Consider the following 25,787-nt stretch of genomic DNA (forward strand, 5'->3'; position numbering starts at 1 on the left):
CCGCCCCTAGGGTCCGTTAGTTCAACCACAAAGCTGGTTTACCGACTGGCAATATCAAAACTCGACCCGTAGGTTGAGAATCGTGATGGATACGACCTCACCCGAAACCGCCTACTTCCGGCGCGTCGGCGACCGCCGCTTCGTCCCCACTCACCACGCGGGCGGGGCCTGGTCCTCCGGCGAACAGCACTTCAGCCCGGTGGCCGGGCTGGTCGTGCACGAGATCCTGCGCGCCCGCACCGATCGCCCCGACCTGGTGATGAGCCGCGTCGGCTTCGACATCCTCGGCCGGATCGCGTTCGAGGAGTTCGAGATTCGCGTCGAGACCATCCGGCCGGGCCGCACCATCGAACTGGTGGAGGCCACGGTGGTCATCGGCGGCCGCGACACCATCAGCGCGCGGGCCTGGTTTCTCGGCGCGCAGGACACCGGCATCGTCGCGGGCGGCGAACCGGACCGGCTGCCTGCCCCCGATGCGCTCGCTCCGTGGTCCCTCACCCCCGTCTGGCCCGGCGGCTACATCGAATCGATCGAGGCCCGGCAGGTCGGCTTCCCCGAACCCGGCCGCGCCACCGCGTGGATCACCACCGCCGTGGACCTGGTCGAGGGCGAGGACGTCGATCCGCTGGCCTCCTACATCGCGCTTGTCGACACCGCGAACGGCATCGCCGTCCGGCAGGAACCCACGAAATGGATGTTCCCGAACGTCGACATGACCATCCACCTGTACCGGCAGCCCGAAACCCCGTGGGTCGGGATGGACACCTCTGTGGTGTTCGGCCACAGCGGCCAGGGCCTGACCACCACGGTCCTGCACGACCTGCGCGGCCCGGTCGGCTACGCCCAGCAGAGTCTCACCCTGCGACCGCAGCCGACCAGCTGATCCTCGCGCCTACGCGATGAAGTCGCGGATCAGCTTCACGAATTCCCGCGGCTGCTCGGCCATCACGACGTGTCCGGTGTCGACCTCCTCGTACACCGCGCCGGGGATGCCCGCGGCCAGCTCGCGGGCATTCTCCACCGGCAGGAAGGCGTCGTGCGCCGCGCCGATCACCAGGGCCGGGGCGTGAATACGCGGCAGCAGGTCGCGAATGTCCAGGCGCAGAGCCAGTTCGATCTGACGCCGCCGGTCGGCATTGGGACGGAAGGCGGCGGCCAGCTCCTCGACGGCGTCGTAGCCGATGGTCCGCAGGTGGGCGCGGCTGAACGCCAGCAGCATCGAGTACCGGGCGAACGTGTCGGCGTCGCCGAGGAGTTCACGCCAGACGGTCAGGGCGTTGCGCAGGTATTCGTCGCCGTGGCCCGCGAAGGTCGCGACCGGGACGACGGTGCGAACCAGGTCGGGATGCAAGGCGGCGAGGGCGGCCACCACCACGCCGCCGAGGGAATGCCCGACGACGTCGACCGGGCCCGCGTCGAGGTCCCGGACCACGGCGGCCAACTGCTCCACCAGTTCTTCGACGGTCAGGTCCGCGCCGTCGTCACGGGCTGTGTCGCTGCCCGAAAGGTTCGGCAGCACAACCGTGTTGGTTTCCGCGAACGCGTCCTTGACCCGATCCCACGACCGCGCACCCGCACCGGACCCGTGCACCAGCACCAGCGGCCGTCCGGCGCCCAGCACCTCGTACGGCACCTGCGCTGTGCCCACCGTGATTTCCTTCATGTCCAGCTCCTTTCGCTCGATGTCATCGACCCTGCCAAGGGCGTCGGGCGATGAGGAGCGGAGAGTTTCCCCTAGGAGCGGCTCTCCTAGGCACCGGAAGATGGATGACATGACCATGGATCGCGACAAACTGGCGGACTTCCTGCGCCGATCCCGCGAGCGGCTACAACCGGGGGACGCGGGCCTGGCCGCCGGGCCGCGCCGCCGGACCCCGGGCCTGCGGCGTGAGGAGCTGGCCCAATTGGCGGGCGTATCAGCCGATTACGTGATGCGGCTCGAACAGGCCCGCAGCTCCCAGCCCTCGACTCAGCTGCTCGCCGCCCTCGCCCAGGCCCTGCGATTGAGCGCCGACGAACGCGACCACCTGTACCTGCTGGCCGGGCATCGGCCGCCCGCCGGAGCCCTGGCCGGGAGCACCGTGCGACCCGCTCTGCGCTACCTGCTCGACCGCTTGGGCGACACCCCCGCCCAGTTGATCACCGACCTCGGCGACCTGCTCGCGCAGAATGCTCTGGCCGAGGCCCTGTTCGGCTGCGTCTGCAGCATCGCCGAGCCGGATCGCAATATCGTGTGGCGCTGGTTCACCGAACCCACGGTCCGTGCCGCGTATCCCGCCGCGGACCACGAGAACCTGAGCCGCCTGCGCGTCGCGGACCTGCGCGCCGCCGCCACCCGCCGCGGCTACGACCACACCGCGACCGCTCTCATCGAGCGCCTCGAAGCCGCGAGCCCCGAGTTCACCGCCCTCTGGCGACGCCACGAGGTGGCCGTCCGCCGCGAAAGCCATGTGCGCGTGCACCATCCGGCCATCGGCACCATCGAATTCGACTACGAACTACTGCACACACAGGCCGAGGACCAGCGCCTGCGGCTGTTCACCCCACCACCGGACTCCCCCGCGGCCGAGGCCCTCGAAATCCTGCGCGCGCTCGGCCCCGACACCGCCCACCGCTCACACCGGCCCGCCGCGCACGTCACGGCTTCGTCGGAATCTCCTCGCGAGAACGCACCTGATCGATATCGATGATCAGGATCTCCCGCTCGTCGTCGGTCAGCACCTTCAGGAATCCGGGCGGATTCTCCAGCACGTACCCCATGATCGTGCCCCCGCGAGTCTCGATGCGCTCCAACGGCGCCCACGGCACCCGCACGATCGCCGCCGTCACCAGTAGAGCCAGAATCGCCACCAAACCGGTGCGATGCATGACGAACAACGCGAACCGCCGCCCCTGCGCATCCCGATGCCCCTTGGCCTGCAACACGATCATGAGCGCCCCGACCACCCCCGCGATGATCAGCAGCCACCACAACCGGTAGGTGGCCAGCAGCACCACCGCGAACAGCAGCACGATGATCAGCATCACGAGGTTCCCGGCGGTCCGGAACGACGGCTTCCCCAGCCGCCATTGGTGACTCAGCGATGCGGGCACCAGCACCGCCAGCACCACACCCGTCACCGTCGGATCGGCCATCATCGTCCCGAACACCATCCGCGACGCGTCATCGAGCCCGATCGTGTCCGCCACCGACGCCGCCCGCACCCAGTCGTAATCCGCCACCGCGAACAACCGCAACACCACGAACAACACCGCGGCCCCGGTCAACGACAGCCCGGTAGCCCACGCCTCCCCGTACTCCGAGCCGCCCTCGCCCTCCGAATCCTGACGATCCGCCCGCCCGCTCACCCCATCGCTGCCGCCGGAAGCCATGCCGCGCAGCATAGCCACAGGTCAGAGCCTTCATACAGTGGCACGCCGGGGCAAGAGTCGGCGTGGCGATTCCACAATCGCCAAGGACGCCTGGCTAGCTTCTAGCCATGCCAGAAAATAGCGAGCCGACCTCCACACCGTCCTCGTCGCCGTCTGGGTCCGATGTCGACAGCAATGTGATCGCGGCGCGCGCGTTCGAGGCGGTCGTGTGGGGGATGCCGGCGGTCAATTTCGACCGGATGTTGGAGGCCGCGAAGGCGATCGGCAGTGGACCGAATCAGATCGTGTACTGGTCCGAGCTGGTGGACTGGCACAACCAGACCCTCACCCCGAATCCGAACGCCATCTACCTGATGCCGTTCTACGACACCTCCGACGGGCCCATCGTCCTCGACATCCCGCCCGCCGAGGGCGATTCGACGATCACCGGGTCCATCGACTCGGTCTGGCAGACTCCGCTCGCCGACGTCGGCCCGGCCGGTACCGACAAGGGCCAGGGTGGCCGCTATCTGATCCTGCCGCCGGGCTACAACGGCGAGGTCCCGGACGGGTTCATTCCGCTGTGTTCGGAAACCAAAGCCGGATTCGCGCTGCTGCGCTCGAACCTGAAGAGCGGCAACGATGCCGACATCGCCGCCGCCGTCGCCTACGGAAGACGGTGCGGCCTCTACCGCCTCGACGCCGCCGCGAACCCGCCGCCCACCACCTACGTGGACGCCTCCGGCAAGGACTTCGACGCCACCATCCCCTACAACCGCGACTACTTCACCGCCCTGAACCGGCAGGTACAGGCCGAGCCCTGGTTGGCCCGCGACATGGCCATGATCGACCAGGTCGCCAGCCTCGGCATCAAGAAGGGCTCACCGTTCCAACCGGATTCGGCCATCGGCAAGGTCTTCGACAGCGCTGCCGCCGACGCCCGCAAGTGGCTCGACGAGCTGTACGTGAAGGGCTTCACCCCCGCCTACTACGACAACGCCCACTGGGCCCTGCCCGTCGATCAAACCTTGATCAACGACCTGCAGAACGGCTACACCGACACCTCCAGCTACCCCGTCGACATCCGTGGTGTCACATACTCGTTCGCGTTCTTCTCCGCCAAGAGCCTCGGCAGCGGCCAGTTCTACCTGGTCGGCATCGAGGACAAGGACGGCCGGCCCCTCGACGGCGGCAAGAACTACCGCCTCACCGTCCCCGCCAACGCCCCCGTCTCCCTCTACTGGTCCGCGACCGCCTACAACCGCGATACCCATGCCCTGATCAAGAACGCCGACTGGCCCAGCCGCGCCTCCAACACCCCTGATCTGCAACCCAATTCCGACGGCTCCTTCGACCTCTACCTGGGCCCGACCGCCCCCGACTGCAAGAAGCCGAACTGGATCCCCACAAAATCCGGCGAGGGCTTCGAAATCGTCTTCCGCTTCTACGGCCCCCAGCCACCCCTGTTCGACAAGACCTGGAAACTCCCCGACATCCAGCCCTCCTGACCGCGAACGCGCCTCAGCGCTCCCAGACCCGGCTGTCGAGGAACGACCGCCACGCCGCGTCCGGGAACCACAGCTCAGGACCACCCGGATGCTTCGAGTCCCGCACTCCTACAGTCCCATCGCCGAGATAGACCTCGACGCATTCGTTCTGCTTGCCGGATCTGCTCGACTTGAACCACGTCGCCAGTGGCGGGTTGGTGCTCACGCCGTGTACTCCTTCGCCAGCTTCGACACCAGATCTCTGGTCGCTTCCTCCGCCAACGCTACCGCCTGCATGTCGGCGACCGCCGCCGAAAATCGGGCGACCAGATCGGGTCGATCGGTGTACAGCGACTCGCCTGCCGTTTCGGCATAGACGACCGGCGGGGCGGCAATCTTGTTCGGCAAAAGCAGTGGAAAGCGCAGCAAGGTAAAGGATCCGGTGGTCAGACCGGGATGGAAGCCGGACGCGAGCGGGATGATCCGAACCGACACGTTCGGTCGTTCACTGTCGGCGATGAGCTGAAACAGCTGGGCCGCCATGGCTTCCGGATCGCAGGGTCGATGGTGCAGGACCGCTTCGGAGAGCACCGCCGAGACCCGACACTGCTCCTCGTCGAGCTTCTGCCGTCTGCGGGTGCCGAGCAGTGTCAGGCCGAGTTCGATATCCACCGGAGTCACGTCGGGGTCGGTGCCCTTGATCATCGCGCGCCGGTAATCAGGGGCCTGGAGCAGACCGGGAACGACAACGAGCTGATGCGTCGTCAGATCGTCGGTCGCCGACTCCAACAGCAGGTACTTCTCGAAGTCTCGGGCGTATTGATCGCTGTAGCCCTGCCACCACCCTTTGCTCGCGCCTGCGGCTTTGGCGATCTTCTCCTGAGTCTTGATGTCGGCCCACAAGGCCAGCGCGTGCGCGACCTGCTCGGGCGCGGCCGCGTAATAGTCGAGCAGGACACGGATCTGCGGGGTCGAGACCTTGGACGGAAAACCGTCTTCCAAGCGCATGACCGTCGGAGGCGAGACATCGATCTGCTGCCCCGCCCTGGTCAGGCTGCGCGCACCGCGCAGTTGACGCATGAAGCCCCCGAAAGCCATTCGAACCGCGGTGACACCGGTCATTCGTTAGCCTCGCTATTCGACAATCGATCACCGTGAAACGTTTCATGTTGTAACACAGAGTAATTCGAGAAAGATTCGCCGTGAACGTTTCACGGAACTCGAATTTCGATGTCTACTTATTCCTGAGCGCTCACCTCGGAAAATCGGACACGACATCGGGAGTCGTAATGCCTTGGGATGCTTGGGTTTTGTCGGTGATGACCGCTTTGGGTGGGTTGTCGATCGCGTTCTGCGTGATCGAGGACGTCAGGAGTTCCCGCAATGCGGAACGCGGTCGGGTGGGGAGACATCGGGCGCAGCGGCGGCGGGTCAGGGGCTGAGCCGTGCGGGCGATCAGTCATGAGGTGCCGGATTATCCGGTGCAGAATCTCGAGGTGGCGCGGCGCGGGCTCGAGGCGCATCGCGACTGCGGTAAGGAGTGTGAGGCCAAGCGGTATTTCACGGCGTTGGTGCCGCATCTGGAGATGATCGCGCGGCGGCGGGCGGCTTCGGCGGGATGGAATCTGTGGGCACGGGAACCGTGAGGCGAAACGGGCCGGACAACGCACCGGCCGGAAGCCTGTGCAGGGCTTCCGGCCGGGGCGGGTCAGGGTCGGGTTGGGTTACGCGGCACCGAAGTTCGACTCGTCGGCATCGTGCTCGCCGTCGGTGGCGTCCAACTCGTCGATGTCGTCCAGCTCGTCGGTGAGGTCGTCCTCGAGGTCGAGCTCTTCGATGTCGGTGGCGGGGCCGCCCGCGTAGGCGAACTCCGCCAGCTGGCCGGCGAGGCTGTTGGGGACGCGGGCGCGGACCCGGGTGCCGGTTTCCTCGTGGTCGGTGCTGAGGATCTTGCCGTCCGCGTGGATGCGGGCGAGCAGGTCGCCGCGGGTGTAGGGCAGCAAAACGCTGACCTCGACATCCAGGCCGCCGAGGATCTGGCCGAGGCGGTCGCGGAGCTGGTCGATACCCTCGCCGGTGCGGGCCGAGACGAAGGCCGCGTCCGGGAGCCAGCCGCGCAGCTGGGTCAGTTCCAGGGGGTCCAGCGCGTCGATCTTGTTGACCACCAGGAACTCCGGCGGCGCGGGAGTCTTGGTTTCCCGCAGGACGTCGGTGATGACCTCGCGCACGGCCTTGATCTGCTGATCCGGCAGCGCGTCGGAGCCGTCGACCACATGCAGCAGCAGGTCCGCGCCGGTCACCTCTTCCAGGGTGGACCGGAACGCCTCGACCAGCTGGGTGGGCAGGTGGCGGACGAAGCCGACGGTGTCGGTGAACACGACCTCACGACCGTCCTCCAGCGCCGCGCGGCGGGTGGTCGGATCCAGGGTGGCGAACAGGGCGTCCTGCACCAGGATTCCGGCATCTGTCAACGCGTTCATCAGCGACGACTTGCCCGCGTTGGTGTAGCCGACGATCGCGACCTGCGGAATGCCGCTGGACGAGCGCTTGGCGCGCTTGGTGTCGCGGGCGGTCTTCATCTCGCGGATCTCGCGGCGCAGCTTCGCCATTCGCTCACGAATCCGGCGACGGTCGGTCTCGATCTTGGTCTCACCGGGACCACGCAGACCCACACCGCCATTGCTGCCCGCACGACCACCGGCCTGCCGGGACATGGACTCACCCCAACCGCGCAGACGCGGCAGCATGTATTCCATCTGGGCCAGCGACACCTGCGCCTTGCCCTCCCGCGAGGTGGCGTGCTGGGCGAAGATGTCCAGAATCAGCGCGGTGCGGTCGATGACCTTCACCTTGACGATCTTCTCCAGCGCGGTCAGCTGCGCGGGCGAGAGCTCACCGTCACAGACGACGGTGTCGGCGCCGTGCTCGAGCACCATGCCGCGCAGCTCGTCGGCCTTGCCCGAGCCGATGTAGGTGGACTTGTCCGGCTTGTCGCGGCGCTGGATCAGCGCGTCGAGCACCTCCGAACCCGCGGTCTCCGCGAGCGCGGCCAGCTCGGCCATGCTCGCGTCGGCCTGCGCGGCCGTGCCCTCGGTCCAGACACCGACCAGAACGACCCGCTCCAGTCGCAGCTGCCGGTACTCGACCTCGGTGACGTCCTCGAGCTCGGTGGACAGACCCGCGACGCGACGCAGCGCGGCGCGCTCCTCGAGCTGCTGCTCGCCGACGGTCGGCGCGGCCGACCAGCCATTGCGGCCGGTCTCGGGCGCGTCGTTGGTCTCCTCGTCGAGGTCCTCGGCGGGAGTGAACTCATACGTTTCTGGCTTACTCATACACCTCCATAGTCCCACGTCCCAACGAACGACCGCACTCGGTTATTTCGGGGCGACCACCATGCGACACCCGCGTCACCGCTCACGACCTGGTCACGAACCGCTCGCCTGCGCGCACGATCACATCGTCGAGCACCTCGCGGGACCGCAGCAGGTCCGCGATCGTCCGGTCGATGCGGTCGCGTTCGGAACGCAACTCGTCCACCAGCTCGGGGGTGGCGCGCTCGTTCGCACCGCCGTCGACGTCCCGCATGCACGGGAGGATCTCGAAGATCTTCTTGCTGTTGAGGCCGGCCGCGAACAGCTCCTGGATGTGGATCACCCGATCGACCGCGAGCTCCGGGTAATCGCGCTGCCCGCCGGGCGTGCGGTCGGCGACCAGCAGCCCCTGCTCCTCGTAGTAGCGCAGCGACCGATCGCTCACGCCGGTACGTTTTGCCAGCTCACCGATTCGCATGCGGCACTCCGGAATCCGAGGCTTGCACCTCACATTGATGTCAGGTTTTACCTTACCGGCATGACGAACACAGACCTCTTCACCACCGGCCGCGTCGGCGCACTCGACCTCCCCAACCGCCTCGTGATGGCCCCGATGACCCGCAATCGCGCGGCCGCCGACGGCACCCCGACCGAGCTCATGGCCGCCTACTACACCCAGCGCGCGACCGCCGGACTGATCATCGCCGAGGCCGCCACCCCGAACCAGGTCGGACTGACGTACCCGAATATCCCCGCCATCTACACCGATTCGCACATCGCGGGCTGGCGGCGGGTCACCGACTCGGTGCGGGCCGCGGGCGGGCGCATGGTGCTGCAACTCCAGCACGGCGGCCGCGTCGGACACCCGGACAACAGCGGGCTGACTCCCGTCGCGCCGTCCGCCATCGCGCTGCCCGACACCGTGCACACCCCCACCGGGCACCAGGACGCGGTCACCCCGCGCGAACTCACCGTCGCCGAAATCCAGGACACCGTCGCCGATTTCGTCACCGCCGCCCGCAATGCGATCGCGGCCGGATTCGAGGGCGTCGAAATCCACAGCGCCAACGGCTATCTGCTGCACCAGTTCCTGTCCGACAACACCAACCAGCGCACCGACGCCTACGGGGGTTCGATCGCCAACCGGATCCGCTTCACCGTCGAGGTGGTGGACGCGGTGATCGCGGCCATCGGAGCCGAGCGGGTCGGGGTGCGGATCGCGCCCGGGGTGAACGTGAACGGCATCGCCGAGACCGACACCGACGAGCTGTACCCGGCGCTCGTGTCCGCGCTCGCGCAGCGGCACCCCGCCTACCTGCACGTGGTCTTCGCCGACCCGGAAAGCGGCCTGTTCAACCGCATCCGGAGCCTGTGGCCGACCACCCTGATCGCGAACCCGAACCTCGGCTGGGGCGTCCCGCTACCCGCCGACGGCGGAGCCGCCGCGGCCGAGGCGCTCCTCGGCGCGGGTGCGGACCTGGTCTCGCTGGGTCGCTCGTTCCTGGCCAATCCGGACCTGGTGGAACGCCTGCGGATCGGCGCGCCGCTCAACACCGTCCGCGACGCGCACCTGATGTACGTCGGCGGCGCGACCGGCTACACCGACTACCCGGTGCTCGACACGGTCGCCGCGTGAGCGAAGGCTCAGGCGTCCTGCCACCACTTGGCCGCGATGCGGCCCGTCGCCACCAGTTCCGACGGGCCGCGCAGCCACGCCGAACCGTGCTCGATGCCGACGGTCACCACGCCGCCGGGAATGCGGACCTTCACATGCCCGGTGTCGGAGGCGAGGTCGAAGCCGTCGCGGGCCAGGGCGGCGGCCGCAGCCGCGACGGTTCCCGTGCCACAGGATCGGGTCTCGCCCACGCCGCGCTCGTACACGCGCATGTTCACACCCCGCTCGCCGTCGGAGCCGACATTCAACGGGGTGAGGATCTCGACGTTCACACCGTGCGGGAACAGCGTGTGATCGAAGCCGGGGGCCTGCTCGAGGTCGAGGTCGGCGAGCAGCGCCGGAGTCAGGTCCGGATCCACGCAGGCCAGGTGCGGATTGCCGACGTCGATGCCGATCCCGGTGAATTCCCGTCCACTCAGCGTCGCCGTCGAGGGACCGAGGTTCTTCACAATGCCCATGGCGACGGTCACTTCACCGTGCACAGGGTCGGCGTGGTGCACGACCACCGGCCGCGCGCCCGCCCGGGAGCCGACCACGAACTCGGAACGCTGCTCCAGCCCGGTCGCGACGAGGTAGTGCGCGAACACCCGCACCCCATTGCCGCACATCTCGGCGATGGACCCGTCCGCGTTGCGGTAGTCCATGAACCAGTCGTCCACGTCGACGCCCTCGGGCAGCGCGGCCAGCACGCCGGTCTCGATCAGCGCGCCCGCGCGGGCCACCCGCAGCACCCCGTCCGCGCCGAGCCCACGCTGCCGGTCGCACAGGGCGGCGATCCGGGATTCGGTGAGCTGCAGCCAGGCGTCCGGGTCCGGCAGCACCACGAAATCGTTCTGGGTGCCGTGGCCCTTGCTGAATTCGATATCGGCGGCGCTGCTCTCGCTCGTCATGGTCATTACGGTAGCGCCCGGCGCTGACGGGAGATTTCGTAGAGGGCCACCGCGGCCGCGGACGGCATGCCGAGCGTGCCGTCGGTGGGGATGCAGACCAGTTCGTCGCACACCTGCCGCCAGCCCGGGGCCAGGGCCTCGGTCTCGTCGCCGAGCACCAGCACCGTGCCGCCGTCGAACTTCGCGTCGTCGAGGGCCAGGCCGCCGCGATCGTCACTGCCGACGATCCGCGTCGAGATGCCACGCGCCCGCTGCCGGTCCCGGAACGCCGCCACCTGCGCCGGACCCGAGGTGCGCAACACGGGCACCTCGAACAGGGCGCCGTCGGAGGCGCGCACGCTCTGCGGGTCGTATTGGTCGGCGCCGGAACCGGTCACGATCACCCCGCCCGCCCTGAACGCCGCCGCCGATCGGATCAACGCGCCCAACCGGATCGCCGACGCGGGCCGGTCCACGACCACCAAGGTCGCCGGATCCTCCGCGGTGCCCGGCGCGAAGTCCTCGAGCTCGGGCCGACGCGTCACCGCGACCGCCACCAGTTCCGGCACCGGCTCGCTCGGTTCGGCCAGTTCGGCCATCACCTCCGGCACCAGGCCGATGCTGGGCACGCCACTGGAATCCAGCACCCGCCGCACCCACGGCGACGGTTCCGGATCGCCCAGCCGGTAGACCAGAGTCTCCAGCGGCCAACGGCATTCGAGGGCGCGGCTGATGGGCCGCATGCCCTGCACCAGGAATCGGGAATCCCGGGTGCGTGCGGCGCGGGTGGTCAGGTAGGCCTGCCACACCCCGACCGCGGCGGTGCGTGTGTTCGCGCGACGCGTCACTGTGGTTGTTCCTGTTCGTCCCTCAACGGTGCGGCTCGAGGAGGGCCAGCGCGGTCTCCGCCAAGGCGGGATCCGCGCCGTCCACCCATCGCACCCGCTGATCTCGGCGGAACCACGACCGCTGTCGCCGGACATAGCGCCGGGTGCCGATGAAGGTGCGCTCCTGAGCTTCGTTCAGGTCGTATTCGTTGTCCAGGAAATCGAGGACTTGGGCGTAACCGATGGCGCGGCGGGCGGTTTGGCCGTGGCGCAGACCGTGCGCGAGCAAGCCCTCGACCTCGTCGAGCAGACCGGATTCGAACATCTTCGCGGTGCGCAGTTCGATGCGGGCATCCAGTTCGGCGGTCTCGCGATCGACACCGATAATGGCCGTGCCCCAACGGGGTTCACCGATCTGGGGCGCCGAGGCGGCGAACGGCTGCCCGGTCAGCTCCACCACCTCGAGCGCGCGCACCATGCGGCGGCCGTCGGTCGGCAGGATCGTCTGCGCGGCCACCGGATCGGCCTGTTTCAGCGCCTCGTGCACGGCGACCGTGCCGCGGTCGGCCAGCACCGTCTCCCATTTGGCGCGGATCTCCGGATCGGTGGCCGGAAAGTCCCAATCGTCCAGCAGCGCTTGCACGTACATCATGGAGCCGCCCACGATGACCGGGGTGCGGCCGCGCGCCATGATCGCCTCCACGTCCGCCCGGGCCGCCGCCTGATACGAGGCGACGGTGGCGGTTTCGGTGATGTCGAGGACGTCGAGCTGGTGGTGTGGGATGCCGCGGCGTTCGGCGACCGGGAGTTTCGCGGTGCCGATGTCCATGCCGCGGTAGAGCTGCATGGCGTCGATATTGACGATCTCACCGTCCAGGCGTTCCGCCAGATCCAGGGCCAGATCGGACTTTCCGGTGGCGGTGGGGCCGACGACCGCGATGGGGCGGGTCACGCGGTGACCCCGCTGCCGGAGGAGAGGGTCGGGCGCCACACGCTGACGTGGTAGGCGACGCCGAACGGGGCTGCGGCGTAGCGGGTTTCGACCCGCGGATCGGCGGGGTCGGCGGCGAACAGTCCGGCCAGCGCCTGGTAGGCGGGCCGGCCCTCCACCTCGATCTCGGCGCACAGGGTGGTGTCGAGGGCGGCGAGGGCCTGGCGATCGCCCGCGCTCAGGGCGCGATCGATGTCGGCCTGCACGCCCTCCGCGCGCTCGTCCAGGTATCGGGGAGCCTTCAGGGAGAGGGTGGCCGCGCCGTCGGCAACCACCAGGACACCGACCGGTTCGGATTCTGTGTCGAGTTCCGCGCGCAGCGCCCGGCCGAAGGCCGAACACTCCTCCGCGGTGGCATCGGCCGAGATCAGACGGCATTCCGCGACGGTGTCGGGCGCTACCTGCTCGCGTAGCCAGCCCGCGATCAGCGCGGGCAGCGGTAACAGGACATCCGCGACACGCTCGGCAACCCGGCCTGACAAACCGACCCGCACGTCCACGCCGTAGCCCCGGAAGGTGCCGACCGCGTCAGCTCCGATCACCCGGCCCGAATCGCCAGCGCCCGAGCCCTCCCCCGGCTCCGCCACGCCGACGACGACCCATCGCGACACGCGGGCGGCCAAGTCCTCACCCGCGGCCAACACCGCAGCTCGCAGCTCCGCGACAGCCCCCTCGACGGCAGACCCGGCCGCACCCTCCAGTTCGGGAACCAGCACAGGCGGCGAGGGGACCAGTGACGCAACACAGAACACGCCGTCAACCGTAGCGCTACCGCACCTCACCAGCCCCACCCCCGCCGATCGCCGCGCCGCCGAAGCGGCCTCAAAGACAGCATTTCGCATCTCAGCCTGGTTGAATGGGATGAGCTAGACCGATGAGCTAGGGCGTAACCAGGCAGCCGTGACGCGCGGCAGGGACGAGGAGCTATGACCGACAACAACGGAAACGAGAAGGCTACCCACCCGGAGTCGACCCCGACGCCCCAGCCCGGCGCCGCCGTGCCTGCCCCGAGCGAGAGCGCCAAGCCATCACCGGCGGCCGCCGCCGCACCCCGCCCGGGGGGCCCGCGCCGCAAACCCGAAACTCCCAAACCGCACGCCATGCCCGGCCCGGCCGCCGCGCATCCGCACCCGGTCGTGGTGCCCAGCGTCAGCGACCCCAGCCAGTGGGGACGCGTCGACGACGACGGCACCGCCTGGGTCAAGACCGCCGACGGCGAGCGGGTGATCGGCTCCTGGCAGGCCGGTGACGCCGCCGAGGGTCTGGCCCACTTCGGCCGCCGCTATGACGATCTGGCCACCGAGGTGGCGCTGCTGGAGGCCCGCCTGGCCGCCGGCACCGACGCCCGCAAGACCAAGACCGCCGCCACCGCGCTTGCCGAAACGTTGCCGACGGCCGCGGTGATCGGTGATCTGGACGGTCTGACCACCCGGCTGCAGGCGATCATCGAACACTCCGACGAGGCGGCCGCGCACGCCAAGGAGGAGAAGGACCGCACCCGGCACGAGCAAACCGAGCGCAAAGAGGCCTTGGCAGCCGAGGCCGAGCAGATCGCCAACGACTCCACCCAGTGGAAGGTCGCCGGCGACCGGCTCCGCGAGATCCTCGACGAGTGGAAGACCATTCGCGGCGTGGACCGCAAGGTCGACGACGCGCTGTGGCGCCGCTTCTCCAAGGCCCGCGAGGCGTTCAACCGCCGCCGCGGGGCGCACTTCGCCGATCTGGATCGCGAACGAGCCGCCGCCAAGGGCCGCAAGGAAGAGCTCTGCGTCCGCGCCGAGGAACTGTCCGGCTCGACCGACTGGTCCGGCACCGCCGCCATCTTCCGTGAGCTGCTGACGGAGTGGAAGGCCGCCGGTCGCGCTCCCCGCGAGGCCGACGAGCAGCTGTGGCGTCGCTTCAAGGCCGCCCAGGACGTGTTCTTCGCCGCCCGCAACTCCGCGGCCAGCGAACGCGACCACGAGTTCGAGCAGAACGCCTCCCTCAAGGAGGAACTGCTGAAGGCCTACGAGCACATCAACCCCGAGACCGGGCTCGATGCCGCTCGCAACGCCCTGCGCGAACTCCAGGAGAAGTGGGACGCCATCGGCAAGGTGCCCCGCGAGCGCATGCACGACCTGGAATCGCGACTGCGCGCCATCGAGAAGAAGGTCCGCGAGGCCGCCGACGCCCAGTGGCGCCGCACCGACCCCGAGGCCATGGCCCGCGCCGCCCAGTTCCGCGAGCGCGTCGCCCAGTTCGAGGAGCAGGCCGCCAAGGCCCAGGCCGCGGGCAAGACCCGCGACGCGGAGAAGGCCCTGGAGCAGGCCAAGCAGTGGCGCGAATGGGCCGATGCCGCCGAGGGCGCGGTCAGCCAGCGCTGAGAACGCCGATCGCCTGGATCCCCTTGCGGCCCAGGCGATCGGCTCATGTCCTGCCGAAGAAGGTCCGGCGGCAATCCGATCAGGTTGCGGCCGGGCCTTTTACGCGCCGCCGCCACCCGATCGACCTCCCCGCAGGCACGACCGCGGCGGTCTACGCCACCCGGTGACCGCAGCGCTCGACGGAACGCCGAGATCGCACGAAAAAGGCCCGGTCACAACCGATCAGGTTGCCTCCGGGCCTTCGTGGAGTTCCTGCCGCGACTCAGTCCTCGTCGCCGAAGAGGCGGCGGCGCTGCTGGTCCTCGGCCTTGGCGGCGGCCAGGCGGCGCTGCTCCTCGGCGGCGAGCTGGACCGAGGTGCGGGCCCAGACCACGCGGACCCAGTGGAAGGTCAGCACGATGATGGCGAGCGTGGCCACGATGAGGCCGACGCCCGGGCCCGCGCCGTGATAGTTGCCGAGGCCGGGGGTCTGGCGATGCCAGATGGACAGCACGCCGAAGACGCTGCCGACGGCGGAACCCGCGACGGCGATCCAGGCCAGCATCCAGCGGCGGGTGATGAGCGCGAGCACCGAGAAGCCGATGCCGAAGATCACCACGAACCAGACGAACACCCGCGACGGCAGGCCGATGTGGTCGGCCTGGGCGACGGTGTCGTAGAGCAGCACGTCGAAGCCGCGGGTCTTGCCCGCGTGCGGCAGCACCAGCGAGGCCAGCAGCACGAACACCGAACCGGCGACCACCATGGCCCGCATGCCCGGGTCGATCTCGCCGGCGATCTTGCGTTCGACAGCCTCGAGGTCCGCGCGGAACTGCTCGAAGTCCTGACTGTGGTCGGCCGCCTTCATGCTCTCCTCGTTCGCGTCGGGCGCCTGCTGCGACGCCGTATCCGATTGTGCTGCTTCGTCTTCCGGCTGCTCCGGCCGGTCACGAGGCTCGTCGGAGCCGGTGGGCTGCTGCTCGGTCATACCGCTGCGATCCTCGCTCACGCCTGGGTCGTCGAGTCCCGCACCGCGCTCGGGCGCGGCACCGGAGTGGTCGGCGGCGTGTCGGGCGGAATCCCGCGATGGCGATCCACCGCACGTCCCCCGCGATCCTGCCCTATGACGCTGCGTAGTTGACAGCCGACCCACGGTTCGCGGCGCCCGGGCGGGCCCGGGCTCGCGCGCGGGCGGCGTCCGCTAGTCGCCGCAGGCGGAACCGCAGCCCGCGGCGGCGGTCTCGACCACCACGGGCGCGCCGATGCTGGGCAGGCCCAGGCCGACGCCGATGGGCGCGGTCTTGGGGGTGATGCCCTGCTCGTGGGCGTCGCCCGCGCGGGTGCGGCGGTGGCTCAGCACCTCGCCGTCGGCGATCAGGTAGTGCGGGGCCGCGCCGGTGACGTCGATGGTGATGATGTCGCCGGGCCGGATCTCGCTGCCCGGAGCCGGGTTCACGGTGGGGCGGAAGTGGACCAGGCGGCCGTCGCGGGCGCGCCCGGACATGCGGGCGGTCCTGTTGTTCTTCTTGCCCGCGCCCTCGGCGACCAGCAGCTCGACGGTCGAACCGACCAGCGCCTGATTGCCTTCCAGCGAGATCTGCTCCTGCAGCTCGATCAGCCGGTCGTAGCGTTCCTGCACGACCTCCTTGGGCAGCTGGTCGGGCATGGTCGCGGCCGGGGTGCCCGGGCGGATCGAGTACTGGAAGGTGAACGCGCTGGTGAACCGCGCCTGCCGCACCACGTCCAGGGTGGCCTGGAAGTCCTCCTCGGTCTCGCCGGGGAAGCCGACGATGATGTCGGTGGTGATGGCGGCGTGCGGCATGGCGGCGCGCACCTTCTCGATGATGCCGAGGAACTTGGCGCTGCGGTAGGAGCGGCGCATGGCCTTGAGCACGCGGTCCGAGCCGGACTGTAGCGGCATGTGCAGCTGCGGGCAGACATTCGGGGTCGCGGCCATGGCCTCGATCACGTCGTCGGTGAACTCGGCCGGGTGCGGGGAGGTGAAGCGGATCCGCTCGAGGCCCTCGATGGTGCCGGCGGCGCGCAGCAGCTTCGCGAAAGCGCCACGGTCGCGCGGCTCCTCGGGGTCGGCGAAGGAGACGCCGTAGGAGTTCACGTTCTGACCCAGCAGCGTCACCTCGAGCACGCCCTGCTCGACGAGCGCCTGCACCTCGGCGAGCACGTCGCCGGGCCGCCGGTCGACCTCCTTGCCGCGCAGCGCCGGAACGATGCAGAACGTGCAGGTGTTGTTGCAGCCCACCGAGATCGACACCCAGCCCGCGTACGCGGACTCGCGCTTGGCGGGCAGCGTGGACGGGAACGCCTCGAGCGATTCGATGATCTCGACCTGCGCCTGCTCGTTGTGGCGGGCCCGCTCCAGCAGCACCGGCAGCGAGCCGATGTTGTGGGTGCCGAACACCACATCCACCCAGGGCGCCTTCTTGACCACGGTGTCGCGGTCCTTCTGCGCCAGGCAGCCGCCGACCGCGATCTGCATGCCCTCGCGTTCGGCCTTGATCGGCGCGAGGTGGCCGAGGGTGCCGTACAGCTTGTTGTCGGCGTTCTCGCGCACCGCGCAGGTATTGAATACGACCAGGTCAGCGGTATCGCCGGCCACGGCCTTGACGTAGCCGGCGTCCTCGAGCAGACCCGAGAGCCGCTCGGAGTCGTGCACGTTCATCTGGCAGCCGTAGGTGCGGACCTCGTAGGTCCGGGCCGGGGAATTCACTCAACCAGGGTAATAGCTGCCCCGCGCGGGCCATAAACGCCATCGGTCGACGGCCGCCGATGGTCGCGGAGTTGTCGCTGAATCAACGCCCGACCGGCCGGACTGGTCTCGGCGGCGTCAATCGCTGGTTACGCGCGGGTGTCGAGTCTCGGCACAGCCCGGGCCGGACCGGCAAAGACGAGCATTTCGGGCGCAAGGTGGTTAGGGTCACTGGTCATGACCGACGTGGCCGATTCCATCAGCACTCCCGCGCCGATGATCTCGATGCGGAATGTGGACAAGCACTTCGGCTCGCTGCACGTCTTGCGTGACATCAATCTCGAAGTGCCCAAGGGGCAGGTCGTGATCGTGGTGGGACCCTCGGGCTCCGGCAAGTCGACGTTGTGCCGAACCATCAACCGGCTCGAGACCATCGATTCCGGTGAGATCGCCGTCGACGGGGTGAAACTGCCCGAGGAAGGCAAGGCCCTCGCCAAGCTGCGCGCCGACGTGGGCATGGTGTTCCAGCAGTTCAACCTGTTCGCGCACAAGACAATTCTCGACAATGTGATGCTGGCGCCGGTGAAGGTGCGCCGCACCGACAAGGCCAAGGCGCGAGCCCGGGCGCTGGAGCTGCTCGACCGGGTCGGCATCGCCAATCAGGCCGACAAGTATCCGGCGCAGCTGTCCGGCGGACAGCAGCAGCGCGTGGCCATCGCCCGCGCGCTGGCCATGAGCCCGAAGGTGATGCTGTTCGACGAGCCCACCTCCGCACTCGACCCGGAAATGGTGTCCGAGGTGCTCGAGGTCATGGTCGGGCTGGCCCGCGACGGCATGACCATGCTGGTCGTCACGCACGAGATGGGCTTCGCGCGCCGCGCCGGCAATCGGGTGCTGTTCATGGCCGACGGGCAGATCGTCGAGGACACCGAGCCCGAATCCTTCTTCACCGCACCGAAATCGGATCGCGCCAGGGACTTCCTCGGCAAGATCCTCTCCCACTGACTCCACAAGAGAACAGGACGTTCGATGAGGATCAACCCCACGCTCAGGATCGCCGCCGGAGTGGCTGCCCTGGCCCTCGCCGTCACCGCGTGCGGCGGCGGCAGCAACAAGACCGCCAGCCAGCACGCCGCCGACGGCAAGCTCACCATCGGCATCAAGTACGACCAGCCGGGCCTGGGCCTGCACAACAAGGACGGCAGCTTCAGCGGCTTCGACGTCGACGTCGCCACCTACGTGGCCGACAAGCTGGGCGTGAAGGCGGAGAACATCACCTTCAAGGAGTCGCCGTCGGCGCAGCGCGAGACGCTGATCGAGAACGGGCAGGTCGATTTCATCGTCGCCACCTACTCGATCACCGACAAGCGCAAGGAGAAGGTCGATTTCGCGGGCCCGTACTTCCAGACCGGGCAGTCGCTGCTGGTGCGGTCGGACAACACCGACATCACCGGGCCGGACTCGCTGAACGGCAACAAGAAGCTGTGCTCGGTGAAGGGTTCCACCCCGGCGCAGAACATCAAGGACAAGTACGTCGCCGCCCATGAGGTGCAGCTGATCACGTACGACACCTACTCGCTGTGCGTGGAGGCGCTCAAGTCCGGCGCGGTCGACGCGGTCACCACCGACGACATCATCCTGCGCGGTTACGCGGCGCAGTCGCCGGGCGCGCTCAAGGTGGTCGGCAACACCTTCACCGTCGAGAAGTACGGCATCGGCGTGAAGAAGGGCGACACCGAATCGCGCGGCAAGATCAATGACGCCATCGACGCCATGATCGCCTCCGGAGCGTGGAAGGCCGCGCTGGAGAAGGAGTTCGGCGCCACCGGATTCCAGGTTCCGGAGCCGCCCAAGGTCGACCGGTACTGATTCGCGGACTCGTGCCGGGTGATTTCCTGCTGCTGAAATCACCTGGCACGCTTCGTTTTCCGATCGGAGGAATGGGGCAGTCGTGTTCGACTTGATCTCCAACTATCACACCAAGCTGCTCGACGCGTTCTGGGTGACCATCAAACTGACGCTGTACTCGGGGTTCTGGGCGCTGATTCTCGGCACCCTCGTCGCGGGTATGCGGGTGTCGCCGATTCCGATCGCGCGCTGGATCGGCACGTTGTACGTCAACATCATCCGGAACACGCCGCTCACGCTGATCATCGTGTTCTGCTCCATCGGCCTGTACTCCACGCTCGGGCTGCGGCTCGCGGCGGAGGGTCCGAACAGTATCTCCGAGAACAACTTCCGGTTCGCGATCGTCGGATTGAGCGTCTACACGGCGGCTTTCGTCTGCGAGTCGCTGCGGGCGGGCATCAACACGGTGCCGTTCGGGCAGTCGGAGGCGGGCCGTTCGCTGGGGTTCACCTTCGGGCAGAACCTGCGCATGGTGGTGCTGCCACAGGCCTTCCGGGCGGTCATCGCGCCGCTGGGCAGCGTGCTCATCGCCCTGACCAAGAACTCGACCATCGCCTCGGCCATCGGTGTCGGCGAGGCGGCGCTGCTCATGGCGGAGATGAACGAGAACGAGGCGGCCGTGCTCAATATCGGCGCCATCTTCGCGCTCGGGTTCGTGATCCTGACCCTGCCGACCGGCCTGTTCTTCGGCTGGCTGGCCAAACGATACGAGGTGGCGCGATGACCGCGGCGTCCGTGCTCTACGACGCGCCCGGCCCCCGCGCCCGGGTGCGCTACCGGATCTATACGGTCATCGCGATCGCCGCCGTCGCCGCGGTGTTGTGGTTCGTCTACCGCGGGCTCGCCGACAAGGGTCAGTTCACCGAAGCCAAGTGGAAGCCGTTCACCGAGAGCCAGGTGTGGAGCACCTACCTGCTGCCGGGTCTGCGCGGCACGCTCGAGGCGGCGGCGCTGTCCATCGTGCTGGCGCTGGTGCTGGGCATGCTGTTCGGCATTCTGCGCATGTCGGATCATCGGGCGATCCGCTGGTTCGCGGCCGTGGTGGTGGAGGTCTCGCGGGCGATTCCCGTGCTGGTCCTGATGATCTTCCTCTACTACCTGTTCGCCAAGCAGAACGCCTTCCCCTCCGATCAGCTGGCGCTGGCGGCGGTAGTGACGGCGCTGACGGTCTACAACGGGTCGGTCATCGCCGAGATCGTGCGCTCGGGCATCCGCGCGCTGCCCAAGGGGCAGACCGAGGCGGCCGTGGCGCTGGGCATGCGCAAGACCCAGGTGATGGTGTCGATCCTGCTCCCGCAGGCGATCACCGCCATGATGCCGGCGCTGATCTCGCAGATGGTGGTGGCGCTCAAGGACTCCGCGCTCGGCTACCAGATCACCTACCTCGAGATCGTGCGCTCGGGCACCCAACTCGGTGCCGCCCAGCAGAACCCGATCCCGTCGCTGATCGTGATCGCCATCATCATGATCGTGCTCAACTACACGCTGACCGTGCTGGCCACTCGCGTCGAGAAGTGGCTGCGCACCCGCAAACGCGGCTCCCGAGCCGTGGTCGCGGCGGGCACCATCACCGCCCCGCCCGGCATGGACGCCATGGTGTCCGACGTTTCCCTGCAGAAACCGCCGAACTGACCGGTGCGGCTTGCCCGACCGCCGGACAAGCCGCTCCCCCAGCTCGCATACTGAATTTCATGACCGAAGACGACAGCGCTCGAAGAGAATTCGTCTTCGGGCTCTTTCTGGCCACGGTGCTCGCCCCGCTCCTCGCGGGGCTCACCACCTTCGCCGCCATCCTCGGCGCCCACCTCACCCGCGCGGCCGCACACCGGCTCCGCGCCGCCCGCCGAGAGAAACCTCCGGAGCCCGAGTTCCCGCACCTCGCCGCCCAGCGCCCGTTCCGCCACACCGGACACCGGCACGCGCGCCGCGCACTCTCCACCCGCCGCCCGGGTGGGGTCCTGCACTGACCTGCTGACCTAACTACGCGCGCTGGCGGAGTGAGCACTCGGCGATTGTGATCAGTCGCCCGAGAGATCGGCCTCGGCCAGTTCGGCTTTCACCACCGCGTAGGCCGTCGATGCGCTGAAGCCGCGCCGGGCCAGGAGGCCGACCAGGCGTTGGGTGGCCTTGGCGTGGTCCAGGTTTCGGGGCAGGGTGCGAATTTTCGAACGCACCAATTCGGCGGCACGGGCTTGCTCGTCATCCTCGGCCGAGTCGGTAGGGGGCGGGGACGAGAGCTTCGAACGGCGAGGCGAGGACTCTGTTCCAGATGACCGGTCGGTCCGATCGGGAGCATCGGTGCCGAAGTTGGCGGCGTTCAACTCCGTGGTCACGACCTTGTAGGCGGTGGCGGAGGCGTAGCCGCGACGGGCCAGGAGGCCGACCAGGCGGCGGGTGGCTGTTTCGCGGTCGAGGGTTGGGGAGAGCGTGCGGAGCTTGGTGCGGATCAGTTCGGTTGCGGATTCGGTGTCGTCAGAGGGGGATTCGCGGCGGGGGTGAGTGGAATTCGAGTCGCCGGTCGGCGTGGACGCGGCGGCGCGGCGAGAGGTGGGTTGGGGCGGGAGTTCGGTGGCCACCACGTCGAAGGCGGTGCCCGGGTTGTAGCCTTTGCGGGCCAGCATGGCGACCAGGCGACGGACAGCCTTGTCACGGTCGAGTTCCGGGGAGAGATTCGCGGCTTTGCGGCGGACCAGGTCCGACGCACGAGTCCGCTCGGCGGCGGGGGTGATCGCCTCCAGGGCCGGTTCCGCGTGTTCGGGTGCGATTCCCTTGCGCCGCAACTCCTCGGCGAGGACCTTCTTGCCCTTGCCCGAGTAGGTGTGGCGCGAATGCACCCACTGCTGGGCGAACGCCGCGTCATCGATCAGCCCGACCTCGGTCAGCCGATCGAGCACCCGCTTCACCAGCTCGGCATTGAAACCCTTGTCCGCCAGCCGATCAGCCAACTCGAACCGGCTCCGAGCCCGATCGGTCAGCAGCCGCAGACACACATCCTTCGCCTGCGCTTCCGTGCCGCCGCCCGCCGGAGCACCCGGTCCGGCAGTCTCCTCACCGGCCCCGCTTCGTCGCCTACGACGGCCGCCCCGACCGCGACGACTGCCGTCATCGTCGGAGTCGGCACCATCTACCCCAGCCCGTTCCGCATCTCTGCCATCCCGTTCCCCATACTCCCCGTGCCGACGACCACCACGCCGCCCGCGTCGACCAGCCCGGCCGGAAGTCTCATCGTCATCGGGATACGGCTCGCCCGCAACCGAACTCTCGCAATCACCTGGATACGACCCCGCTGCACCTGAATTCTCGCTATCGGCCGGATATGCCCCCGCCGAAACCGAGTTCCGTCCGGCCCGACGTGCAGTGCGACGGCTACTCCCCTGGTCAGCATCGTCATGCTCGGTACCGTCCGGATCCGCCGAGGCCGCAGCCTCAGCACGGCGGCCTCGACGACGCCGATCCGAATCCGCCGCAGCCTGCGCCGCGTTCGCAGCGGCAATGGCGGTGGCCTCGGCCAAGGCCGCCCGCGCCGCAGCCAGCTTGTGGCCCGGAGCCCAGGTGACCGAATTCGACTCTCCCCCACCGACAGCGGTGCGCGCGATCGGCGACAGCGGGGTCGCCGAGGTGGCCGTCTCCCCGGAGACAGGGGCGGCAGGCTCGTTGAGGGATCCGGGCTCGGTCGCCCGAGTCGGCGGGGTCTCGTGGGCCGGCGGGTGCGGGGTGGCCGCGTCGGATGCGTCTGTGGTGCGCCAGGTGGAGGAGTGGCCCTCCGCTGGATTGTGTTCGGCGGGAGGGCGGTAGGAGTCGGCTCGGCCGGAGGGGCCGTAGTTCCAGCCGCCGCCGGAGGCGTAGGGGTCGGCGGAGTCGCGGCCGAAGAGGTCGTGGCTCGGCTCGGACGAGCGAGGGGCGGAAGGGCGGGATCCGCGGCGCGCGGACTTGGCGTCGCGGGATTCCAGTTGGCGGCGGAGGCGTTCCACCGCGTCGAGCTGGGGGGTGGGCCCCGGCGGGGTGCGCCGGGGCCCTTCGGAATCCCGCGAGGTCATGTCAGAAGTCGGCGGCGGTTTCCTCGGCGGTGACGTCCGCGCCGATGCCGAGCTTCTCCTTGATCTTCTTCTCGATCTCGTCGCGGACGTCGGTGTTCTCGAGCAGGAACTTGCGGGCGTTCTCCTTGCCCTGGCCGAGCTGGTCGCCCTCGTAGGTGTACCAGGAGCCGGACTTGCGGATGAAGCCCTGCTCGACACCCATGTCGATGATCGAGCCCTCCTTGGAGATGCCGACACCGTAGAGGATGTCGAACTCGGCCTGCTTGAACGGCGGCGAGACCTTGTTCTTGACGACCTTCACGCGGGTGCGGTTACCGACCGCGTCCGAGCCGTCCTTCAACGTCTCGATGCGGCGCACGTCCAGGCGGACCGAGGCGTAGAACTTCAGCGCCTTACCACCGGTGGTGGTCTCCGGCGAGCCGAACATGACGCCGATCTTCTCGCGCAGCTGGTTGATGAAGATGGCGGTGGTGCCCGAATTGTTCAGGGCGCCGGTCATCTTGCGCAGCGCCTGGCTCATCAGGCGGGCCTGCAGACCGACGTGGCTGTCACCCATCTCGCCCTCGATCTCGGCGCGCGGCACCAGGGCGGCGACGGAGTCGATGACGATGATGTCGATGGCGCCGGAACGCACCAGCATGTCGGCGATCTCGAGCGCCTGCTCACCGGTGTCGGGCTGGGAGACCAGCAGCGCGTCGGTGTCGACACCCAGCTTGCGGGCGTAGTCGGGATCGAGCGCGTGCTCGGCGTCGATGAACGCCGCGACACCGCCGTTGGCCTGCGCGTTGGCGACCGCGTGCAGCGCGACGGTGGTCTTACCCGAGGATTCCGGGCCGTAGACCTCGACGATGCGGCCGCGCGGCAGGCCGCCGATGCCGAGAGCGACGTCCAGCGCGATGGATCCGGTGGGAATCACCGCGATCGGCTGGCGCGCCTCTTCTCCCAGGCGCATGACCGCGCCCTTACCGAAACCCTTCTCGATCTGCGCCAACGCCAGTTCGAGGGCCTTGTCACGATCGAAAGCCGGAGGTGCCATCGTCTGTCCCCTTCTCAACGGGTGAGTCTCATACTGTGGTTGGCGCCCACGTTAGAGGGAGGCACCGACAACTTCCGACGACGAGCTTAGACGAACAGGTGTTCGATGCAAGCGACGCGCTGAACGACACGCGAAACACCTGGTAGCAACCGATCGGCAAGCCGACCGGGCTCAGGGCACGACCCCCACCTTCCGGTCATCCAACAACGTCGTCGACTGCTTGAACATCCGCAACGCCGACAGCACCTGAACATCGTTGATCCCCGGCAGCACCCCCAGTGACTCGGTGACGTACCGGTACAGATGCGCGGTGTCGTGACACACCACCGCGGCCACCAGGTTCACGGTCCCCGTCGTCGCCGCGACGAAGGCGACCTCCGGGTGCGTGGCGACGGCCCGGCCCACCGCCTCCAGATCCCCGGGCCGCACCCGCATCCACAGCATGGCCCGCGACACGTAACCCATTCGCTCCAAGGCGAAGTCGAGATCGAAGTACAGCACCCCGGATTCGATGAGCTCGCTCATGCGCCGCGCCACCCGGCTCGAACTCCACCCGGTGGCGGTGGCGATCTGCGCGTAGGAGGCCCGCCCGTCACGCCCCAGGATGGCCAGCATCGCCTCGTCCTCCCGCGACAGCTGGACCGATTTCTCCGGCCCCCGCGGCTCCCACATGGGCGGCCGCGGCCCCAGTTCACGCAGCTGCCCGGCCGTGAGCAGCCCGCTGTAGCGCGGCCACTCCTCGGCGAACGGGAACTGCCGCATCACCTCGTGCACGGTCAGCTCGAGCACCTGCGTGGCGCGCGGGATCATCCGCAACAGCAGCTCGTCCTGCCGCTCCACCGATCGCGGCCGGCACACGCAGGTGACCTCGAATCCGGTGGCCAGCAAGGAAACCCAGCTCACATCCGGTTGCCGGGCGAGCGCCTCGGCCAGCGCGACCGCCCGATTCGGCGGGGTCCGCATGCGCAGGATCCACCGGGTGCGCCCGAGCGGCACCGTATTCACCTGCCCGGCGACGTGGAGCATGCCGCGCCGCCGCAGCGACCGGTAGCGGCGGGCGACGGTCTGTTCGGATACGCCGAGGATCGCGCCGAGCCGGGCGAACGGGATGCGCGCGTCGGTGACCAGGCCGTGGATGATCTGCTTGTCGAGCGTATCCAGAACGGCGGATTCGTCCGCTTGTTCAGCATCCATGGGAGGAATCTTTCGCCAGAGCCGGTACGGCTAGGGGAAACCGGCCTTCATG

25 protein-coding genes and 2 pseudogenes are annotated in these 25,787 nt (G+C 68.6%); 11 read left to right on the forward strand and 16 right to left on the reverse strand.

Annotated elements, in window-relative coordinates:
- Positions 1–85 precede the first annotated feature (85 nt).
- Entirely contained in the window at positions 86–883 is a 798-nt protein-coding gene (locus ACWEOI_RS20690) for a thioesterase family protein (RefSeq protein ID WP_452360668.1), read from the forward strand.
- Positions 884–892: 9 nt separating this feature from the next.
- Here the strand turns inward: ACWEOI_RS20690 and ACWEOI_RS20695 are convergent, their stop codons facing one another.
- Positions 893–1,663, reverse strand: a complete 771-nt coding sequence (locus ACWEOI_RS20695; RefSeq protein WP_452360611.1) for an alpha/beta fold hydrolase — start codon at positions 1,661–1,663, stop codon at positions 893–895.
- A 115-nt stretch (positions 1,664–1,778) separates the two neighbouring features.
- Between ACWEOI_RS20695 and ACWEOI_RS20700 the strand changes: the two genes are divergently transcribed.
- A complete protein-coding gene (locus ACWEOI_RS20700; RefSeq protein WP_452360669.1) occupies positions 1,779–2,690 on the forward strand; it encodes an MmyB family transcriptional regulator in 912 nt (303 codons plus the stop codon).
- On the opposite strand, the gene ACWEOI_RS20705 is transcribed toward ACWEOI_RS20700, so the two are convergent.
- Positions 2,638–3,390, reverse strand: coding sequence for a hypothetical protein (locus ACWEOI_RS20705; RefSeq protein WP_452360612.1), 753 nt, complete (start codon positions 3,388–3,390; stop codon positions 2,638–2,640). The two genes, ACWEOI_RS20700 and ACWEOI_RS20705, sit on opposite strands and share 53 nt — an antisense overlap.
- Positions 3,391–3,479: 89 nt before the next feature.
- Here ACWEOI_RS20705 and ACWEOI_RS20710 point away from each other — a divergent pair, with 89 nt between their 5' ends.
- Positions 3,480–4,859 (forward strand): DUF1214 domain-containing protein, encoded by a 1,380-nt coding sequence (locus tag ACWEOI_RS20710; RefSeq protein WP_452360613.1) that lies wholly within the window; start codon positions 3,480–3,482, stop codon positions 4,857–4,859.
- Positions 4,860–4,872: 13 nt separating this feature from the next.
- Here the strand turns inward: ACWEOI_RS20710 and ACWEOI_RS20715 are convergent, their stop codons facing one another.
- Together ACWEOI_RS20715 and ACWEOI_RS20720 are read right to left on the reverse strand one after the other, a co-directional pair.
- Positions 4,873–5,064: a DUF397 domain-containing protein gene (locus ACWEOI_RS20715; protein ID WP_452360614.1), complete on the reverse strand. Its 192-nt coding sequence runs from the start codon at positions 5,062–5,064 to the stop codon at positions 4,873–4,875.
- Positions 5,061–5,960 (reverse strand): helix-turn-helix domain-containing protein, encoded by a 900-nt coding sequence (locus ACWEOI_RS20720; RefSeq protein WP_452360615.1) that lies wholly within the window; start codon positions 5,958–5,960, stop codon positions 5,061–5,063. Before ACWEOI_RS20720 ends, ACWEOI_RS20715 begins: the two co-directional genes overlap by 4 nt.
- 359 nt (positions 5,961–6,319) lie before the next feature.
- Here ACWEOI_RS20720 and ACWEOI_RS20725 point away from each other — a divergent pair, with 359 nt between their 5' ends.
- Positions 6,320–6,484 carry a hypothetical protein gene (locus ACWEOI_RS20725; RefSeq protein ID WP_433672343.1) on the forward strand — a complete coding sequence of 55 codons (165 nt, stop codon included), beginning with the start codon at positions 6,320–6,322 and terminating at the stop codon, positions 6,482–6,484.
- Positions 6,485–6,691: 207 nt separating this feature from the next.
- Here the strand turns inward: ACWEOI_RS20725 and hflX are convergent.
- Both hflX and ACWEOI_RS20735 read right to left on the reverse strand, forming a co-directional pair.
- Positions 6,692–8,170 (reverse strand): annotated as a pseudogene (gene hflX / locus ACWEOI_RS20730) (GTPase HflX); the annotation flags it as partial.
- A gap of 82 nt (positions 8,171–8,252) precedes the next feature.
- Positions 8,253–8,627, reverse strand: coding sequence for a MerR family transcriptional regulator (locus ACWEOI_RS20735; RefSeq protein ID WP_433672342.1), 375 nt, complete (start codon positions 8,625–8,627; stop codon positions 8,253–8,255).
- A gap of 60 nt (positions 8,628–8,687) precedes the next feature.
- On the opposite strand from ACWEOI_RS20735, the gene ACWEOI_RS20740 reads away from it, so the two are divergent.
- Entirely contained in the window at positions 8,688–9,785 is a 1,098-nt protein-coding gene (locus ACWEOI_RS20740) for an alkene reductase (protein WP_452360616.1), read from the forward strand.
- 8 nt (positions 9,786–9,793) lie between these two features.
- Here the strand turns inward: ACWEOI_RS20740 and dapF are convergent, their stop codons facing one another.
- Genes dapF through ACWEOI_RS20760 form a run of 4 tightly spaced genes read right to left on the reverse strand, consistent with a single transcriptional unit; the run spans position 9,794 to position 13,263 of the window.
- A complete protein-coding gene (gene dapF, locus ACWEOI_RS20745; RefSeq protein WP_452360617.1) occupies positions 9,794–10,714 on the reverse strand; it encodes a diaminopimelate epimerase in 921 nt (306 codons plus the stop codon).
- A gap of 5 nt (positions 10,715–10,719) precedes the next feature.
- Positions 10,720–11,541, reverse strand: a complete 822-nt coding sequence (locus tag ACWEOI_RS20750) for a TrmH family RNA methyltransferase (RefSeq protein ID WP_452360618.1) — start codon at positions 11,539–11,541, stop codon at positions 10,720–10,722.
- Between the two features lie 22 nt (positions 11,542–11,563).
- Positions 11,564–12,472, reverse strand: a complete 909-nt coding sequence (gene miaA, locus ACWEOI_RS20755) for a tRNA (adenosine(37)-N6)-dimethylallyltransferase MiaA (RefSeq protein ID WP_452360619.1) — start codon at positions 12,470–12,472, stop codon at positions 11,564–11,566.
- The gene (locus ACWEOI_RS20760) at positions 12,469–13,263 is read right to left on the reverse strand and encodes a hypothetical protein (protein WP_452360620.1); all 795 of its coding nucleotides are present in this window, start codon (positions 13,261–13,263) and stop codon (positions 12,469–12,471) included. The genes miaA and ACWEOI_RS20760 overlap by 4 nt, the downstream gene beginning before the upstream one ends.
- 174 nt (positions 13,264–13,437) lie before the next feature.
- Here ACWEOI_RS20760 and ACWEOI_RS20765 point away from each other — a divergent pair, with 174 nt between their 5' ends.
- On the forward strand, positions 13,438–14,874 hold the full coding sequence (locus ACWEOI_RS20765) for a DUF349 domain-containing protein (protein WP_452360621.1): 1,437 nt from the start codon (positions 13,438–13,440) through the stop codon (positions 14,872–14,874).
- Positions 14,875–15,136: 262 nt separating this feature from the next.
- On the opposite strand, the gene ACWEOI_RS20770 is transcribed toward ACWEOI_RS20765, so the two are convergent.
- Positions 15,137–15,721, reverse strand: coding sequence for an Rv2732c family membrane protein (locus tag ACWEOI_RS20770; protein WP_433673298.1), 585 nt, complete (start codon positions 15,719–15,721; stop codon positions 15,137–15,139).
- 333 nt (positions 15,722–16,054) lie between these two features.
- A complete protein-coding gene (gene miaB, locus ACWEOI_RS20775; RefSeq protein WP_452360622.1) occupies positions 16,055–17,581 on the reverse strand; it encodes a tRNA (N6-isopentenyl adenosine(37)-C2)-methylthiotransferase MiaB in 1,527 nt (508 codons plus the stop codon).
- A 255-nt stretch (positions 17,582–17,836) separates the two neighbouring features.
- On the opposite strand from miaB, the gene ACWEOI_RS20780 reads away from it, so the two are divergent.
- From ACWEOI_RS20780 to ACWEOI_RS20800, 5 genes are all read left to right on the forward strand, one after another.
- Positions 17,837–18,565 carry an amino acid ABC transporter ATP-binding protein gene (locus ACWEOI_RS20780; protein ID WP_357096756.1) on the forward strand — a complete coding sequence of 243 codons (729 nt, stop codon included), beginning with the start codon at positions 17,837–17,839 and terminating at the stop codon, positions 18,563–18,565.
- 24 nt (positions 18,566–18,589) lie between these two features.
- Positions 18,590–19,429 (forward strand): glutamate ABC transporter substrate-binding protein, encoded by an 840-nt coding sequence (locus ACWEOI_RS20785; protein ID WP_452360623.1) that lies wholly within the window; start codon positions 18,590–18,592, stop codon positions 19,427–19,429.
- An 82-nt stretch (positions 19,430–19,511) separates the two neighbouring features.
- The gene (locus tag ACWEOI_RS20790) at positions 19,512–20,192 is read left to right on the forward strand and encodes an amino acid ABC transporter permease (protein WP_357096646.1); all 681 of its coding nucleotides are present in this window, start codon (positions 19,512–19,514) and stop codon (positions 20,190–20,192) included.
- On the forward strand, positions 20,189–21,100 hold the full coding sequence (locus ACWEOI_RS20795; RefSeq protein WP_433672334.1) for an ABC transporter permease subunit: 912 nt from the start codon (positions 20,189–20,191) through the stop codon (positions 21,098–21,100). The genes ACWEOI_RS20790 and ACWEOI_RS20795 overlap by 4 nt, the downstream gene beginning before the upstream one ends.
- 59 nt (positions 21,101–21,159) lie before the next feature.
- Positions 21,160–21,435, forward strand: a complete 276-nt coding sequence (locus ACWEOI_RS20800; RefSeq protein WP_452360624.1) for a hypothetical protein — start codon at positions 21,160–21,162, stop codon at positions 21,433–21,435.
- Positions 21,436–21,486: 51 nt separating this feature from the next.
- On the opposite strand, the gene ACWEOI_RS20805 is transcribed toward ACWEOI_RS20800, so the two are convergent.
- The 4 genes and pseudogenes from ACWEOI_RS20805 to ACWEOI_RS20820 all read right to left on the reverse strand — a co-directional run bounded on the left by ACWEOI_RS20805 (position 21,487) and on the right by ACWEOI_RS20820 (position 25,735).
- A complete protein-coding gene (locus ACWEOI_RS20805; protein WP_452360670.1) occupies positions 21,487–22,047 on the reverse strand; it encodes a hypothetical protein in 561 nt (186 codons plus the stop codon).
- Positions 22,030–22,458, reverse strand: a pseudogene (locus ACWEOI_RS20810) (regulatory protein RecX); the annotation flags it as partial. The gene ACWEOI_RS20805 and the pseudogene ACWEOI_RS20810, both read right to left, overlap by 18 nt.
- Positions 22,459–23,506: 1,048 nt before the next feature.
- Entirely contained in the window at positions 23,507–24,541 is a 1,035-nt protein-coding gene (gene recA / locus ACWEOI_RS20815) for a recombinase RecA (RefSeq protein ID WP_433672332.1), read from the reverse strand.
- A 171-nt stretch (positions 24,542–24,712) separates the two neighbouring features.
- Entirely contained in the window at positions 24,713–25,735 is a 1,023-nt protein-coding gene (locus tag ACWEOI_RS20820; protein ID WP_433672331.1) for an AsnC family transcriptional regulator, read from the reverse strand.
- Positions 25,736–25,787 lie beyond the last annotated feature (52 nt).

This window comes from Nocardia sp. NPDC004340 (assembly GCF_053602575.1).

Bases quoted from the DNA above. Each gene is read 5' to 3' on its own strand.
- ACWEOI_RS20690 (WP_452360668.1), top strand. From the start codon at position 86: ATGGATACGACCTCACCCGAAACCGCCTACTTCCGGCGCGTCGGCGAC.
- ACWEOI_RS20695 (WP_452360611.1), bottom strand. From the start codon at position 1,663: ATGAAGGAAATCACGGTGGGCACAGCGCAGGTGCCGTACGAGGTGCTG.
- ACWEOI_RS20700 (WP_452360669.1), top strand. From the start codon at position 1,779: ATGGATCGCGACAAACTGGCGGACTTCCTGCGCCGATCCCGCGAGCGG.
- ACWEOI_RS20710 (WP_452360613.1), top strand. From the start codon at position 3,480: ATGCCAGAAAATAGCGAGCCGACCTCCACACCGTCCTCGTCGCCGTCT.
- ACWEOI_RS20720 (WP_452360615.1), bottom strand. From the start codon at position 5,960: ATGACCGGTGTCACCGCGGTTCGAATGGCTTTCGGGGGCTTCATGCGT.
- ACWEOI_RS20735 (WP_433672342.1), bottom strand. From the start codon at position 8,627: ATGCGAATCGGTGAGCTGGCAAAACGTACCGGCGTGAGCGATCGGTCG.
- ACWEOI_RS20740 (WP_452360616.1), top strand. From the start codon at position 8,688: ATGACGAACACAGACCTCTTCACCACCGGCCGCGTCGGCGCACTCGAC.
- dapF (WP_452360617.1), bottom strand. From the start codon at position 10,714: ATGACGAGCGAGAGCAGCGCCGCCGATATCGAATTCAGCAAGGGCCAC.
- ACWEOI_RS20765 (WP_452360621.1), top strand. From the start codon at position 13,438: ATGACCGACAACAACGGAAACGAGAAGGCTACCCACCCGGAGTCGACC.
- ACWEOI_RS20770 (WP_433673298.1), bottom strand. From the start codon at position 15,721: ATGAAGGCGGCCGACCACAGTCAGGACTTCGAGCAGTTCCGCGCGGAC.
- ACWEOI_RS20780 (WP_357096756.1), top strand. From the start codon at position 17,837: ATGATCTCGATGCGGAATGTGGACAAGCACTTCGGCTCGCTGCACGTC.
- ACWEOI_RS20785 (WP_452360623.1), top strand. From the start codon at position 18,590: ATGAGGATCAACCCCACGCTCAGGATCGCCGCCGGAGTGGCTGCCCTG.
- ACWEOI_RS20795 (WP_433672334.1), top strand. From the start codon at position 20,189: ATGACCGCGGCGTCCGTGCTCTACGACGCGCCCGGCCCCCGCGCCCGG.
- ACWEOI_RS20800 (WP_452360624.1), top strand. From the start codon at position 21,160: ATGACCGAAGACGACAGCGCTCGAAGAGAATTCGTCTTCGGGCTCTTT.
- recA (WP_433672332.1), bottom strand. From the start codon at position 24,541: ATGGCACCTCCGGCTTTCGATCGTGACAAGGCCCTCGAACTGGCGTTG.
- ACWEOI_RS20820 (WP_433672331.1), bottom strand. From the start codon at position 25,735: ATGGATGCTGAACAAGCGGACGAATCCGCCGTTCTGGATACGCTCGAC.